This is a genomic window from Dolichospermum circinale AWQC310F, from assembly GCF_000426925.1.
GTDB lineage: Bacteria > Cyanobacteriota > Cyanobacteriia > Cyanobacteriales > Nostocaceae > Dolichospermum > Dolichospermum circinale.
On sequence record NZ_KE384671.1, the window covers coordinates 87399 to 103260 of the forward strand.

At 36.4% G+C, this 15862-nt stretch carries 13 protein-coding genes; 8 read left to right on the forward strand and 5 right to left on the reverse strand.

The annotated features are described in order from the left end of the window. The 3 genes from ACIR310F_RS21760 to ACIR310F_RS0106440 form a co-directional block, all read left to right on the forward strand. A partial coding sequence (locus ACIR310F_RS21760) for a pentapeptide repeat-containing protein (protein WP_231387416.1) occupies positions 1-1991 on the forward strand: 1991 nt, incomplete at its 5' end. Positions 1992-2044: 53 nt separating this feature from the next. Then, positions 2045-2539, forward strand: coding sequence for a hypothetical protein (locus tag ACIR310F_RS0106435; RefSeq protein ID WP_028083103.1), 495 nt, complete (start codon positions 2045-2047; stop codon positions 2537-2539). A gap of 221 nt (positions 2540-2760) precedes the next feature. Beyond that, positions 2761-3537 (forward strand): ion transporter, encoded by a 777-nt coding sequence (locus ACIR310F_RS0106440; RefSeq protein ID WP_028083104.1) that lies wholly within the window; start codon positions 2761-2763, stop codon positions 3535-3537. 39 nt (positions 3538-3576) lie between these two features. Here the strand turns inward: ACIR310F_RS0106440 and ACIR310F_RS0106445 are convergent, their stop codons facing one another. Continuing rightward, positions 3577-4170, reverse strand: coding sequence for a Uma2 family endonuclease (locus tag ACIR310F_RS0106445; RefSeq protein ID WP_028083105.1), 594 nt, complete (start codon positions 4168-4170; stop codon positions 3577-3579). Between the two features lie 59 nt (positions 4171-4229). On the opposite strand from ACIR310F_RS0106445, the gene ACIR310F_RS26075 reads away from it, so the two are divergent. Beyond that, positions 4230-4430, forward strand: coding sequence for a hypothetical protein (locus tag ACIR310F_RS26075; RefSeq protein WP_196803175.1), 201 nt, complete (start codon positions 4230-4232; stop codon positions 4428-4430). Here ACIR310F_RS26075 and ACIR310F_RS21765 read toward each other — a convergent pair. Together ACIR310F_RS21765 and ACIR310F_RS0106455 are read right to left on the reverse strand one after the other, a co-directional pair. Beyond that, complete coding sequence (locus ACIR310F_RS21765) at positions 4392-6668, reverse strand: ATP-dependent helicase (protein WP_035367705.1); 2277 nt, start codon at positions 6666-6668, stop codon at positions 4392-4394. The two genes, ACIR310F_RS26075 and ACIR310F_RS21765, sit on opposite strands and share 39 nt — an antisense overlap. 95 nt (positions 6669-6763) lie before the next feature. After that, positions 6764-7837 (reverse strand): RuBisCO accumulation factor 1, encoded by a 1074-nt coding sequence (locus ACIR310F_RS0106455; RefSeq protein WP_028083106.1) that lies wholly within the window; start codon positions 7835-7837, stop codon positions 6764-6766. 390 nt (positions 7838-8227) lie between these two features. Between ACIR310F_RS0106455 and ubiE the strand changes: the two genes are divergently transcribed. Further along, positions 8228-8917, forward strand: coding sequence for a bifunctional demethylmenaquinone methyltransferase/2-methoxy-6-polyprenyl-1,4-benzoquinol methylase UbiE (ubiE, locus tag ACIR310F_RS0106460; RefSeq protein WP_028083107.1), 690 nt, complete (start codon positions 8228-8230; stop codon positions 8915-8917). Between the two features lie 10 nt (positions 8918-8927). Beyond that, positions 8928-10157: a DUF445 domain-containing protein gene (locus tag ACIR310F_RS0106465; protein WP_028083108.1), complete on the forward strand. Its 1230-nt coding sequence runs from the start codon at positions 8928-8930 to the stop codon at positions 10155-10157. Positions 10158-10305: 148 nt separating this feature from the next. Here the strand turns inward: ACIR310F_RS0106465 and ACIR310F_RS0106470 are convergent, their stop codons facing one another. After that, the gene (locus ACIR310F_RS0106470) at positions 10306-12018 is read right to left on the reverse strand and encodes a diflavin flavoprotein (protein WP_028083109.1); all 1713 of its coding nucleotides are present in this window, start codon (positions 12016-12018) and stop codon (positions 10306-10308) included. Between the two features lie 261 nt (positions 12019-12279). Then, entirely contained in the window at positions 12280-13998 is a 1719-nt protein-coding gene (locus ACIR310F_RS0106475; protein WP_028083110.1) for a diflavin flavoprotein, read from the reverse strand. A 245-nt stretch (positions 13999-14243) separates the two neighbouring features. Between ACIR310F_RS0106475 and ACIR310F_RS0106485 the strand changes: the two genes are divergently transcribed. Both ACIR310F_RS0106485 and ACIR310F_RS21770 read left to right on the forward strand, forming a co-directional pair. After that, a complete protein-coding gene (locus tag ACIR310F_RS0106485) occupies positions 14244-14885 on the forward strand; it encodes a hypothetical protein (RefSeq protein WP_028083111.1) in 642 nt (213 codons plus the stop codon). A gap of 102 nt (positions 14886-14987) precedes the next feature. Continuing rightward, positions 14988-15830, forward strand: coding sequence for a pentapeptide repeat-containing protein (locus tag ACIR310F_RS21770; RefSeq protein WP_051289495.1), 843 nt, complete (start codon positions 14988-14990; stop codon positions 15828-15830). The last annotated feature ends 32 nt before the right edge of the window (positions 15831-15862 follow it).

A 15862-nucleotide genomic window follows, 5' to 3' on the forward strand; every position in this document is an offset into this window, starting at 1 on the left:
AAATAACCCTCTTTATTGCCAGTGGGTTAGTTCCTTATGCTTTGGGTGCATATATAGATTCCCGGAGTGATATCCAGCGAGTCCCCCTGAATCCGATCCTAGTAGTCACAGAAAAAGCGATCGCTAGACCTCTGGCATTACCCGTAAATTATGGTATTCGTAATGTAGCTTGGCCGACTAATATTCTCTGGACTCTAGCTGTATTATTACCCACGACCTTTTCCTGGTGGCAATTGTATCTATTAGCTCAGACTGGTAGTACCATTCCCAAACGTTGGTTTGGTGTGCGGGTGGTTAATGCAGAAGGATCAGCCCCCGGATTAAGTGCAATAGTAGTCAGAGAAGGATTAGGGCGCTGGACTGTACCAGTTTCCGCTGCTTATCTGCTCTGGCGGTATAGCTTTATTTTTCCCAACTTATCTCTGTTTACATCTTTAACTATGTTAATGATTCTGGCAGAAGCAAAGGGCTGGCCTGGACAGAAGCACCCCCGATCCTTCCATGACCAATTAGCCCGCACTTATACAATAGACGCTAAAAGCACATTCAGTCAGCCTGAAGAGGAGTCAAAACTACATGAGGATAATGTAAATAGTTCCTCCAGTCAACAACCTATTTCCAGCCTTTCCCAGAGAAGCAATTCTAATTTCAGCTTGTTTTTGGTGGGGCTGACTAGTATGATTGCTGTATTATCAACTTTAATAGGTACACAAATATATATCCAAACCCAAGAAAGCCAACGCAGAAGCGAACAAACTAATAGCCAAAAGTTTATCGAACTCATTAAAGCACTTAATCCCAACAACGGTGTTACCAATGAAGAGCGTCAAAAAACCGTTTTAGCATTGGGTAGCATGAATGACACACAATCCATCAAATTACTAGTTGATTTACTGGTAAAAGAAACAGACCCCCAAACTCTGGATACTATACAACAAGCGTTAACTAATACAGGTCTAAAAGCCATCCCAGAATTAAAGCGCGTGAATCAGTTTTTGTCTGGGGAAATAGAATCTATGGGGAAAAGTTCAAACTGGGAATTTAGACAAAATCAGTTAATTCTCACCCAGCAGGTAATCAACAAAATTCTGGCTATCTATGGTGGCAAAATTAACAATATTGACTTGAGCAATGCTCAATTAGGTTCTCAAGGATCTGGGGGAAATTCCTCATTCAAATTAGTATTAAACAACATTGATTTATCGGGAATTGTCTTGAAATCTGCAAATCTCAACCAAGGTAATTTCCAAGGTAGTCGTTTTCGTAGTGTAGGCGAAGATGGACGTTGGGATACTTACGATGATACCATGGCAGATTTAAGTAACGCCCAGTTGAAGCAAACTAATTTTACTGATGCCAATCTAAGTCGTATTTTGATGAATCAAAGTGATTTAAGTCGCGCTACTCTTAACAAAGCCAACTTATCCTATACCCGCTTATTTGGTGCTAATTTAAGTAGCGCCCAGTTAGTAGGTGCAGATTTACGCAATGCACTTTTAGAAAATTCTCGTTTAACCAATGCAGATTTAAGCGATGCGAATTTAACAGAAGCAAATTTATATGCGGCTCATTTAGTTCGTGTTTCTGCCGTCGGTACACAATTAGCTTATGCAAATTTAACTAAAACTGATTGGCAAGGTGCAGATTTATCCGAAGCCTATTTAGATTATGCTAATCTTAGTGATGCTAACCTCAGCGCTACTCGACTTACTGGTGCTAGTTTGCAATCAGCTAACTTAGAAAACGCCAATTTGCGAAATGCTGATTTAAGTCGTGCCGATTTACGGGGAGCAAATGTAGCCGGAGCAGATTTTCAAGGTGCAATTCTGTTTACAGGTAAACAAGAGTCAGACAAATTTGTAGAAACGCCTGATCTGGGTTCACAAAATGCTTCAGTTCAAGGAGTAGATTTTAGTAAAGCTAAAAATTTAGATCCTCAACAGTTAGCCTTAATTTGTACTAAAGGTGGGCTACATTCTCGTTGTCCATAAATAGAAATAATCACGAATTAATTTAGTATTTAGATTCTGTTAGGAGTGGTGTGATGAAAAAAATTCAGCATTGGTTTGGGCTTATGTCCGTAGTCACAGTTTTAGGTTTAGCTGTCAACTCTCAACCCGCACAAGCTCAAGTAGCCTATGGTAGTTATGTTGGTATTGGTCCTACTGTTGGATTTACGGATGATAGTCAATTAGGTGCAGTCCTGGCTTTTCGCTATAAGTTACTAGAAACCCCTATTTCTTTCCGCACTCAAGCCTTAATTGGTAAAGGGACAGCAATAGTACCTGCTGTTTCCTATGATATGCCTCTCAACTGGCAAACAGATGCTTATTTAGGCGCTGGACTAGTCATCAATAGTAGTGATGCAGTTTCTCCTGTAGGTAATAAAATTAGCTTTGCTTTGCAACCAGGAATTGATTACGTTATTCCTAATAGTAATACTGTGATTTTTGGCAATGCTATTATTGCCTTTGATGCTGATCGTAATAGTGGTAATATGGCTGTATCTTTACAAGGTGGAGTGGCTTTAAGGTTTTAATGGTAATAGTTAATAGGTGATTGGGGAAAAATAACAAATGACTAAATAACTTACAGCAGTTACCACTATAATGAAATACAAATATTAGTGATAAAACTCTTGTGGTGCGGGCATCTTGCCCGCATAATATGTACCTCACTCACTCAAGTTAAACTTGCTGTAACTAAGAGTTTTGTTTAATTTAAAATTTTAATTATTCCCCATAATTTTTTGGATAAAAAATGGTGATAAATCGAGAAAAAGTAGAGTTTTACCTAACAGATATAGAAACATCTATAGGTAAAGTAATTAGTTTAACTATCGCTTTATTAGTGTTAGTATCTTCAGGGATTTTTGTCGCAGAAACCTATAGTATTCCTGAAGATGCTCACTTAGAGTTAAGAGTATTAGATAATTGTATATTAATAATATTTGCTGCGGAATATTTATTGCGCTTATGGAGTACGAAAGATAGAGTTAAGTATATTCTGAGTTTTTATGCAATTATTGACTTAATGGCAATTCTACCATCTTTGATCGGATTAGCAGATATTAGTTTTATCCGTTTATTACGTTGGTTTCGTATCTTGCGATTACTGAGATTTATTGACAAAAAATTTTTAATTGGTAGTATTAGTAATGAAGATAGTGTAATTTTTGCCAGAATATTATTTACTTTATTTGCCATAATTTTTGTTTTCTCTGGGTTAATTTATCAAGTCGAACATCCACTTAATCCCCATAATTTTAACACTTTTTTAGATGCTTTTTATTTCTCAATTGTGACAATGACAACCGTGGGATTTGGTGACGTGATTCCCATTTCTGAATTAGGCCGTTTATTGACGGTATTAATGATTATCACAGGAGTAGCCCTGATTCCTTGGCAAATTGGAGATCTAATTAAACGATTAGTAAAAACAGCAAATCAGGTAGAAACTATTTGTGAACGTTGCGGTTTAGCTTTTCATGACACAGATGCTAAATTTTGTAAAAGGTGTGGTCAACAATTAAAATGATGAATTTTTATCTTTTTAATTCACAAGAGTGACGTAAGTTTAAACAATTAGATCTTCTCCAGCAGCAGTTTCAAAATTTACATCTTCATACACATCTGCTATAGGACAGTTAAAGTTGATACTTTCTAAATGAATATTTTCCCCAGGTTCATAACTATAAAGTACCCATTGTCCTTCTGAATTACGACGAAAAACTTCTACACTGATGCGGTTTTGACTCACTAGTACATATTCCTGAAGTGATGGTAATTTTCGGTAGTCAGCAAATTTATCACCTCTATCAAAGGCTTCTGTGGTAGGGGATAAGACTTCGATAATTAAACAGGGATAACGCAGAAAGTTATGAAAAGCCTTGTCTTTTTGGTGACAACTAACTATGACATCAGGATAGTAATAGGTATTAATTGACTCAATATGTGCCTTTGTATCGGAAATATAAGCTTGACAACCACTTCCACGCAGATGGTTTCTCAGTATAGCAAAGACATTACCAGTAATAATTACATGAGTATTACTAGCACCTGCCATTGCGTAGACTTCTCCGTCCCTGTATTCATACTTAATAGGACTGTTTTCTTCCCCTTGGAGATATTCTGTGGAGGATATGTAGTTATAACTTGGAGTTGCGACCATAAAATTTCGTTGTTAGTTATTGATTGCTATAGGAATCCGGTTTGATTCTGTGAACTTACTTGTGTGGTCAGGGAACAGGGAACAGGGAACAGGGAACAGGGAACACAGGAAGAAAGACAGAATTAATACCTACTGAGTCTTGTATGGCTACGCCACGGAAGCTATCACAAATCAAATATTATTCCTATAATAATCAATTATTAATTAATAATTATCAATTGTCAATTGTTGCAGATATTTTGAATAAATTGGCGTTTTAAAGCTGCAAAAACTGGACAGGGGGTTGTTGGTTGTAAATTCTCCGGTTTATTCCAGGTAAAAGGCGCTTTTTCAGCCGCAGACATCCATAAAAGTTTTTTTGCTCTGGTCATAGCAACATAAAGTAAACGATATTCCTCTGCAATTTTCAGGTATTTTGATTCTTCTCCAGCTTGCTGAATATCAGGTATGGGTTTTTGATGAAGGAGAGCGCGAATTTGAGCGCGTGCGACTTCTGATAAACTAAAATCCCCTAAAAATTGGGACTGGGGAGGAATCCAAAATCTTCCCGGAATTAAGTTTTCATGGAGAAATGGCAAAAATACATAATCCCAGTCTAACCCTTTGGCCTTGTGCATAGTGATAATTGTTAATTGTCCTTTTTGGGTATATTGTTCTTCAATATTTTCTGTTTCTACTGGTTCAAATTTTTCGGAACTGACAATTTCAATTAAAGTTGATATCATCTTTCCCGTCGAACTATTACTAAAAATTTGCTGATTTACCCGTTCTGCAAGTTTGTCAGCAGTAGCTAATTCCCCTTGGTTATATTTTAACGTTAAAGCAAAAAAAGAAATTATTTGATAAAAAGGTAATTCTAAATAAGCGCGGAGTAAACTCCGACAAATATGAGCCGCTTTTTTAACTATTTCTGTTTGAGGTGGGGTTAAAGGTCTTGGATATAAAAATTCTTCGGGAACAATAGCTAGGGTGTTAATATCTTGGGTTGGTATTAATTTACGTTCTACAAGCACATCTAAAGTGGCTTTGAGATAATCAGCGGAATGAGGGCGATCGCAAAATTGTAATAATGATAAAATCTCTTGAGGAACATGAGAACGTCGTTCTTTTTCTCCCACATCATAAAGTTTGATTTTATGCTCTTGACATATTGGTTCTAAAGCAGTAGCTAACCATCTTCCTTGACGATTTTCCCGCACTAATATGGCTGCGGAAGATTCACGATTTTCTGTAAATAACTCAATTACTCTTTGGGAAATTAATTCAACTGTATGATGTATGTCTTTGGGGGTATAAAGTTCTAATCCTCTCCCTACTGGTTCAGGGTTTTGTTTACCGTCACTGATATCTAAAGGGTAAATTTTCTGATTTATAAATGGTGTTTGTCTGCTGTTATTTTTAGCAAAGTTCTGATGATTTACCCATTCTAAAACAAAGTTAGCAGCATCAATAATTATTTGTGTACTGCGACCAGCTTGAGACATTTTAGCTAGTCTATTTTCACTTTCACAATCTTGACAAAACTCCCGAAAATAAATTGGATCAGCAGGGGTAAAAGTAGAATTAACGGCTTGATTAGTATCACCAACTCTGATTAAATTTAATGTTTCTTGACTAGCTAGTATTTCTAATAATTTGGTTTGTAATGGACTGGAATCTTGAGCTTCATCTTCAAAAACAGCTAAAACTTTATTTTGTTCAATGCGACGAGCGCTATTATTTTCTAATACTTTCAAAGCGGCTAAAATCATATCATCGTAATCAATAAAATCCTGTAATTTCATAAATTCTCGATATTCTGTATACAATCCTGCTGCTACTCTTAAAATATCATATTTATCTGGATTTATTTGACTCCATTTTAATAAATCTTGTGGTAATATTCCCGAACTTTTCGCTTCATGAATAACAGTATAAGCCAAATCTGGTAATACTTCTGTTCTCAGGACTGACTGACGACGTAATCTTTCCGTTTCTTCTCCATCAAATTCTTGTCCTGCAAGCAATTTAAGATAAAGTTGGGGATGATTAAAAATCCATTTTTCTACCGCTACATGAATAAATCTGTGACTTTGATTTGGTGTAATTAAGGTCGCATTTTCTAACTGTAAACCCGATAAATCAGGATAACGACTAGCAATAATTAAAGCTAAAGCGTGCAAAGTATAAACTGCAAATCCTGTTTGTGGTAAAGATAATTTTTTTAAATTTTCCCGAATTTTAGATTTAATATTCGCAGTCGCAGAACGGGTAAAAGTAACAACTACTAACTGTTTATATTCTTTATTACCTGTATTTAAATAATATTGATATTGACGAGCAATAGCAATGGCCGCAGCCGCAGCCATTCCCGTTGATTTTCCCGCTCCTGGAACGGCAGCCACGGCCAATGGACCCGATTGCCAATCAGCCATTTGCGTTTGTCCTGGACGCAATTTAGCCCTAATTTCGGCAATATTTTCTTTTAGTTTAATAATAGATGATTGGTCATTAGTCATTGTCTTGTGGGGTGGGCTTCTAGCCCGCCCAAGTATATAAATTAGATCCTTATTAGTAGATTCTTGTTAGCCTACCTATTACCTTTCTTGATCAATTATTCATCAATTTGCCAAGCATCTTTGGTAAATTCTTCATCTAGAACTTTCTTAGGTCGAACTAAAACAATCATTTTTCCCAATAAGGGAATTTTTGGTGCAGTTTCAAACCATTGAAAGTCAATACTCTCCCCATTATCAAAAACAAAGTAGTTGGAAATATCCCATTCTCTTTGAGCGCGATCTATTACAATCATAATTGGTTCGACTTTGCTTTGATGAGGGTTGGGAAAAATATCGCTATTACCAATGACTACAACGGGATCTTCTGCATTTAATAGCACTTTCCATCCTGGTAAAGATACCCAAGCTTGTTCCCCGGCAAATTTGACAATCCGAAATGGTTGAATTTCCGTAATCAATGGTACAGCTTTTAAGACTTCTGGTGTTAATGGTAACTCACCTACGACTGGTAAAATCCGGGGTAAATCTTCATCAGATTCAAGACGGTAAAAGGGGAGGATAGGTGGAGCAACTTTGGGCGCAACGCTAAAATCCATTAATAGTTGTTCTAATTGCTTTCTAGCACTTTCAGAATGGGCAAAGCGTAAACCCTTAGCTATTAAACGCGATCGCTCGGACAAGTCAGATTTTTGTTTAGCGAATTTCCAAGATTGATAAGCGACAGCATCCCCCGGATGTTTACTGAAGCCTTCTGGTAAATTAGGAAACCAAGAAAAATCTTTAACTGCTTTGGCTATATCTCTGACTACATCTGCATCAAGCTTGTATTCAAAGGTTAAATCAGCCGTACTGGCACGGTCTTCTTGATTTAGTCCACGTAATTCATATAACACATCACTGCTTTTTTGCTTATAATATGCTAGTGTTTCCGTTGATGCTCCACATTTTTCCATAGAAGCATAAACTTGAGAGCCAACAATTACCTGATTCTGTTGAATTGGTTCAAATCCTGTTGCTTCAAAGATAGTCTGAGGATTATAACCATTTTTTTGCAAGTAAGCGATGGCTTGTCCCCATTCCACCCAAGAACCCTGTTTTTGTCTCAGCTTCACTAATAACTCTGTAGCTGTATCCTCAAGATTTTGAGAATTGGGCTGTATTTCTGTCATAATTCTATTAAAAAGCAATTAAAAATCTGCGTACAATAAGTTTTCAACAACTTGTTATAGGCCATTATTGAGTCACTTATACGAGTATATCACTAAAGCTGGTCACTATGGAGAATTAGGGACTGACAAAAAATAAATTACTAATTTTCCTGAACTGTGTTGATAACGCACCATCATAGTATGTAGTATGTAGGGTGCGTTAGGAGTGCCAAAATATTATTTAATATACATTAAACTAAATACGCGACGTAACGCACCAATATTCATAAATTAAATCTATTAACGATGCGTTACTAGTCGCTAACGCACCCTACAAGGTAAAAATCGCCCAGTTGAAACCGTCAGTTGGTATGATCAGGTTTAAATTAAAATTATGCTTTTTCCTGAAAAATGACTAACGAAATTCGTACTATATTTAACCGCATTGCTCCCGTATATGATCAACTCAATGATCAATTAAGTTTAGGACAACACCGAATTTGGAAAGAAATGACAGTCAAATGGAGCGCCGCTAAACCTGGTGATACTAGCTTAGATCTATGTTGCGGTACTGGTGATTTAACCTTTCGTTTAGCACGTCGTGTGGGAAGGACAGGAAAGGTTTATGGAGTTGATTTTTCCCCTAATTTACTGAATAATGCTCAAGAACGCTGCAAAAATTATTATCCTCAACCTCCGATTAATTGGTTAGAAGGCGATGTATTAAATTTACCTTTTGAGACTAATTATTTTGATGCAGCTACTATGGGATATGGATTAAGAAATGTTAAAAACATTGTCAAAAGTCTTCAGGAAATATACCGTGTTCTCAAACCAGGAGCTAAAGCTGCGATTTTAGACTTTCATCGTCCCAGTCATCAACAGTTACGCGCTGTGCAACAGTGGTATTTAGATAATTGTGTAGTTCCTATAGCCACTAATCTTGGTTTAAAGGAAGAATATGCTTATATTAGCCCTAGTTTAGACCGTTTTCCCACGGGTAGGGAGCAGATAGAGTTAGCGCGTCAGGTTGGTTTTCAGGAAGTTAGACACTATCCCATTGCGAACGGTATGATGGGAGTATTAGTAGTAATTAGGTAATCCAAAAGCCGTGGATTTGTCTCAAATCTTATTATATGTATCACCCCCAATTTTGGGTGGATTAATTGGCTATTATACCAACGACATAGCCATAAAAATGCTGTTTCGTCCCTACAAACCAGTTTATATTTTTGGGAAAAGAGTACCATTTACTCCTGGGTTAATTCCTAGCAATCAAGAGCGGTTAGGACAAAATATTGCTAATGCGATTATGAAGTCGTTACTGACTCCAGAAGAACTGCAAAATCTAGCGCGGAAACTTTTACAACCTGAACGGTTACAAGGGGGAGTTCTGTGGTTATTACGTCTGCTATTTGAGCAAATTAAAGATGATAAAAACCCCCGTACTACTAAAATTGTAGCGGGAATTTTACGGGATTTATTGGGTGAATCTTTACCCCGTCTTTTGAGGGTATTAGCACGACAAGAAACATTTTTAGAAACTCAAATTAACCAAATATTTGATAAGGTACTACTAGAATTTCAACTGACTGAAGAACAATCTATCCGGTTAGCTGATTGGTTATTAGAGATAGTTTTACCACCAGATAGACTGCGACAAATTATCATTGATTTCTTAACAGATCGGACAATTCAAACTATTGATGAAAGCTTTCGAGAAAAAACCAGTGGTACTTATTGGGTAGTTGCAAATTTGTTTGGTTTAAAGAATACTCTAACTCGGTTACGGACATTTTGTTTGGATGAAAAAGAAGCAACCAATGAACGATTACAAGAATTAATTAAAGATTTAAAAATGCGCGATCGCATTCAGGGATTATTACAGAAGTTATCTTTACAAAATCTCCCCGTCGGTACTGTACGTCAACTGCGAAAAACTATTAGAGATAATGTACGTCAATACCTGCAAAATAGTGGTAGTGATTTGCTCAAAGAATTAACAGAATCCGCTGACTGGGAAAGGATATCTATTGTATTACTAAATCGCTTGAGTAGTTCACCAGCTGTCAATACTTCTTTAGAAATAGTTGCTGGGGATTTGACCTTAATTTTAGAAAAGTATCTAGAGAAAGATTTAGAAATGATTGTAGCGCAAACAATTCCCATTTTATCTATAGATCAAGTAATTGTAGAACGAGTAAAAGCTACATCACCGGCTGAACTAGAAGATGCTATTGAAGGAATTGTCAGAAATGAATTACAAGCAATTGTGACTTTAGGTGGTATTTTAGGGTTTTTTGTCGGTTTATTACAAACCGGATTTTTATTCTTTAATTAACCTGTAAAGTACCTACTTTATGTACTTTTGGGCGGGCTAGAAGCCCACCCCACAAGAGTTAAAGACAAAGAATTAGGGTTTCTAAAACTACCCAGAAAACACTTTTTTAGGCTCGATATTATTCCCTCTTTTTTCTTTCTTCTCCTAATTAATAATATGAGCCTGTTTTCCGGTGGTTAATAGCAGTTATCGCATCAGGTTTGAGTAATTTACCATTATCTACAGTTGCATATATTACCCAATGATCACCGCATTCTAGCCGCTGCTGTACTGAACACTCTAAGTATGCACAAGCATCGGTTAATACTGTACAACCATTGTCCGCTTCCGCTGTAGGGAAGTTAGTAAAGCGGTTTTCTCCTGGTTGGAAATTTTTGCGGAAATGTTTCATATATTCCAAGTGAATACCTTCAGGGAGAATATTCAGCACGAATTTACCACCAGGATATAATAAAGATTCGATCGCTCTATCCTTGGCGATCGCTACCGTAATTCCCGGCGGATTAAAAGTAGCTTGAGATACCCATGCGCCCATCATCCCCGTAGAAAATTCCCCTTGTTTAGCTGTAATAACACATACAGAACCGATAATCCGGCCTACAGCTTGTTCCGTAGGGGTTGCTGCTTGTTGGGGAACGCGGACTTTCTTGGCCTTTCGCAAGCTTTGAGCAAAATCTGTACCCACTTCTTCACAATATTTAAGAGTCACTTCATCAGGTTTAAATTTTACCTTCAAAGTATCAAAACCAAAACGATATCCAGCGTCTCTAAGTTTACCTTCTACTAAATCTAAAGCTTCACCACTCCAACCGTAAGATCCAAATACTCCCGCAGGTTTACTATTATCACCCGTAGAAAGAACAATACCTAAAGCAGTATGAATAGGTGTAGGTGCGTGTCCTCCAATAGTAGGAGTTCCAATAATAAAACCATCTGCTTGTTCTACAGTAGTACGAATTTCATCAGCAGAAGCAAATTCACAATTAACAGATTTAACCGCAACTCCGCCTTTTGTTAATCCTAGTGCCATTGCTTGTGCTAAAGTTGCAGTATTACCATAAGCAGAAGCATAGAGAAGTGCTACAGATATTTCTCTATCTTTTTGGGCGCGACTCCACTCATGATAAGATTTTGTTAATTCAATTAAACTAGTACGTACTATAGGTCCATGACCTACAGCATACATTCTCACTTGTAAATCAGAAATTTTCTCCAAAGCTGATTCTATATATGTCGCATGGGGAGCCATAAGACAATTAAAGTAATAGCGTTGATCTTCTTTAAAACTTTCCCAGTGATCATCGAATACTTCTTCACCACAAATATGAGCGCCAAATAACTTATCTGTAAACAGAATTTGCGTTTTTTGATCATAGGTACAAAGTGCTTCTGGCCAACGAGGACTAGGAGTAGGTAAAAATTTTAAAACATGATCTTTACCTAAATCTAGTATTTCTTTTCCTCGCATAACTAAAACTTTAATATCTTGGTCAGTGAAAGCCGCACGTAAATTATTAGCAGCAGGAAGAGAACAAACAAAAGTAATTTGTGGCGCAATTGCTAAAATTGCTTTTAACGTTGGAACACGATTAGGGTTAAAATGTCCTAAAATTATGTAATCTAATTTTTGAACATTAATTGTTTTTTGTAACGCTTCTAAATAAATTTCTGTAAATCCTTCCGCCGGCGGGTCAGTAATAGCAGTTTTATCTGCTTCTATTAAATAACAGTTAGAAGTAGTACCGCGTTCTAGTGCATATTCGATTTCAAATCTGAGCCGTGATTTACTACGCGCTCTTAAAACTTTTGTGTTAGTACCAATAGGTAAAATTTGTACATCTCTGGGTCGGGAATCATTCATAGATACCTGTTGAGGTAAAAAAACTTGAGAAACCCAATTTTTAGCTGATTCAACAGCATTAGAAAAAGAATCTGGAATTGACATATTAATTATCTGCAACGAGTAAATAATTATCTAGATAAGAAACAATTGATAATTGATAATAAATTATTACCAATTAAAAATAAGTAATGGATTAAATGCAATTAACAATGAATTAAATGCAATTGGCAATGGATAATAAAAATTAATTTATTGTTTATTATCCATTATTTATTGTAATTAGTAGTAATTTCCTACTTTGCGATGACGAACTGCTGTAATACCATCGGGTTTAGAAACTTTGCCATCATTAACAATGCAATATAAAATCCAATGATCATTACATTCCATACTATTAATAACTTCACATTCCATATATGCGAGTGCGTCGCTGAGAATAGGTGAACCATTTTTAGCAATTTGGATTTTTACATCTGTAAATCTATCAATACCGGGGAGTAAACGTTTAAGAAAATGTTTTTTCAAGTCTTGATAATTTCCTTCTTCAAGAACATTGAGAACAAAACGATCATTAATTTGCAGTAAACTATCAAGAGCGCGATCTTTAGCAACAGCAATAGTAAAACCTAAAGGTTGTAAACTAGCTTGTGTTACCCAAGAAGCAATCATTGCACCACTAACATCGCCTTTTTTAGCAGTAACAATATATAAACCATTGCTAATTCTTCCCAACGCTTTTTCCATATTCACGTCGAGAGCTTTGATTTGTTTAATATTGCGTTCTCGTACTAACAATTGTCCTAAACCATTTCCCGCTTCTTCACACAGTTTATAAATAGATTCATTAGGTGTTTCTTTGATCCGAATAGCTGGAAAAGCTTCCTTAATACCTAAGTCAATAAATTTGCGTCTCAGGGTATCAATTGGTTCATCATCTCCACCATAAGATTCAAATAAACCAACTACTTGTTTATTTTTAGCAACTGCTAATAGAGAACTAATTGCGGCTTGTGCTTTAATTGCACTAGTAGGAGGCATACCAATAATTAAACCAGATGATCTTCCTGCTAACTCTTGAATTTCTTGGCTTTCTGCGGTGCTAAGATCCAATATTTCCACACCGATACCGGATTTTTGTAAACCCTCAGAAATACTATGTCCTAAAAGATCACTATGTCCATAACCAGAAACATAAAATAAACCGACAGTAGTTTCTGTTTTCGTTTGTTTCTGACTCCAATTCTGATAAAATTCAGTCAGAATATCAAGATTATGATAAAGCAATGGACCATGGCCATTGGCAATAATTTTAATTTTACCAAGTTCACCCATTCTCTTCATTGCATTTAGCAAAGAACGAGCATTTGGACCCATTAAACAATCATAATAAAAGCGAAAATCAGCTTCAATTGCCTCTAAATCTTCGTCGAAAGTGCGATCATCACAGAAGTGCATCCCAAAAGCATCACAGGTATAAAGAATTTGGGTTTTGCGATCAAAACTAAAGATAGTATCTGGCCAGTGTAAATTTGGCGCACTCACAAATTCTATTTCATGATCTTGACCAATTTTGATTCGATCTCCACTTTTAACAATGCGTTTAGAAAAAGGTTCATGTACCAAACCTTCTAGAAATTGTAAAGCCACTTTCGATGCTAAAACAGTTGCTCTGGGAGCTAATTGTAAAACATCTTCTACTAAGCCACTGTGATCAGGTTCAGTATGACTAACAATGATATAATCAATACTTTTAGGATTAACTAAACCTTTGAGAGTGTCTAAATAAAGTTGACGAAACTTCTGATGAGAAGTATCAATTAAAACTGTTTGTTCACCCCTAATTAAATATGAATTATAGGTTGTACCATTTTGTAACCCAAATTCAATATCAAAACGATCTCTATCCCAATCAAGAGAGCGAATTGCGGTGGTATTGGGGGCAATTTCTACAGTTTGTATAGTTAATCGGTTCTGAATGTTCTCTGAGATAGCTACCATGATTTCACAACAGCAAATAAACAATTATTTCTTCTGCCCCCCATTCTCTCTATTATTTTTTTTTAAAGCTGTAATGAAAAGTATATTTTGGAAAATTAAAAGTGTAATAATAGCTGCAAAAAAATTAAAAAACGACTGACAACTAACAACTGACCACGGACAACTAACAAATCAGTCCACTTTCACGGTAAACTCTTTATGTTGCAATAAAAGACATTTACCCTCATGACTGGAGAATTAAGACTTTGGGCATAGAACTACGCAGTTTCGTATTTCTAGACAACCTGCAACCTCAACACGCTGCATATATGGGAACAGTAGCCCAGGGTTTCTTACCATTACCAGGGGATACATCCTTATGGATTGAGATTTCCCCTGGTATCGAAATCAATAAGATTACGGACGTAGCCCTCAAATCTGCTTCTGTCCGTCCCGGAGTGCAAGTAGTAGAACGTTTATACGGACTTTTGGAGGTACATTCTGGCTCTCAGGGGGAAACACGAGCCGCTGGGGATGCGATTTTGGCGTTTTTGGGCGTGAAAAAGCAGGAATGTCTCAAACCTCGTGTGGTTTCTAGTCAGATTATCCGCAATATTGACGCGTATCAAACTCAATTGATTAACCGTACTCGTCGAGGACAACTGTTATTAGCGGGGCAAACTCTGTACGTATTAGAAGTTGAACCAGCAGCTTATGCGGCACTAGCAGCTAATGAAGCGGAAAAAGCAGCACAAATTAATATTCTGGAAGTTCAAGCTGTAGGTAGTTTTGGCCGACTTTATTTAGGGGGAACGGAACAGGATATTTTAGCAGGAGCAGCAGGAGCGTTAGCAGCAATTGAAAATTCACCTGGTAGGGAAAATCCTCAAGGTAAGCGGAACGAATAAACAATTAAAAGTTAAAAATTAAAGGTTAAAGATTTTTTCTAATCATATAAATGATGTATTAAACTCTTTAATTTTTGTTAATTTTTGAGCAAGGAGGAAAAAATGGCGAATCAACAACATCTTAATTTATTACGATCTGGGGCAGTTATTTGGATAGAATGGAGAAATCAACATCCTCAAGTTGAAATTGATCTTAGTGGTGCAAATTTACTAGGAGAAAACCTGCGAGGGGCAAATCTCGCAGGGGTAAATTTCAATCAGGTCAATTTAGCTCATGCTTTGTTAGTGCGAACTAATTTTAGTCAAGCAAATCTGAGTAATGCTATTTTTTATGAAGCTAAATTAATTGCAGCCAATTTGAGTCAAGCTAATTTGAGTATTGCTAATTTGAGCGGAGCAATTTTGACCGCAGCAAATTTAAGTTATGTAAATTTAATTGGTGCTGATTTGAGTGGAGCAAATCTAGAAAATGCTATGATTAATGATGCTAATTTAATTGGTACAAATTTTCAAAATGCTAATTTAAAAAATGCCGATTTATCAGGGTCAAAACTTATTCGTAGTCATCTCAGTTTTGCTAATTTAATGGCGGTTAATTTAATTACGGCTAATTTAAGTCAAGCTAATTTATATGAAGCAGAATTAATCAATGCTCAACTTTATCAAGCTAACCTACATCAAGCTAATTTAACTAAAGCTCATTTAGGAAACGCATTTTTATCTAAAGCTAATTTAACAGAGGCAAATTTAACAGAAACCGATTTAAGTTGGGCAAATTTAAAAGGTGCGAATTTAGCAGGTGCAAATTTGCAAGGTGCGAATATTAGGGGAGCAAATTTTCAGGGAGCAAATCTAAAAGGGACGATTTTAGAAGATACAGCACTTCCCGGTGTTATGAGGTACATATCTAGCGGGCAAGATGCCCGCACCACAAGAGTTTCATGATTCAACTTTGTACTTCATCAGATCGGAAACCG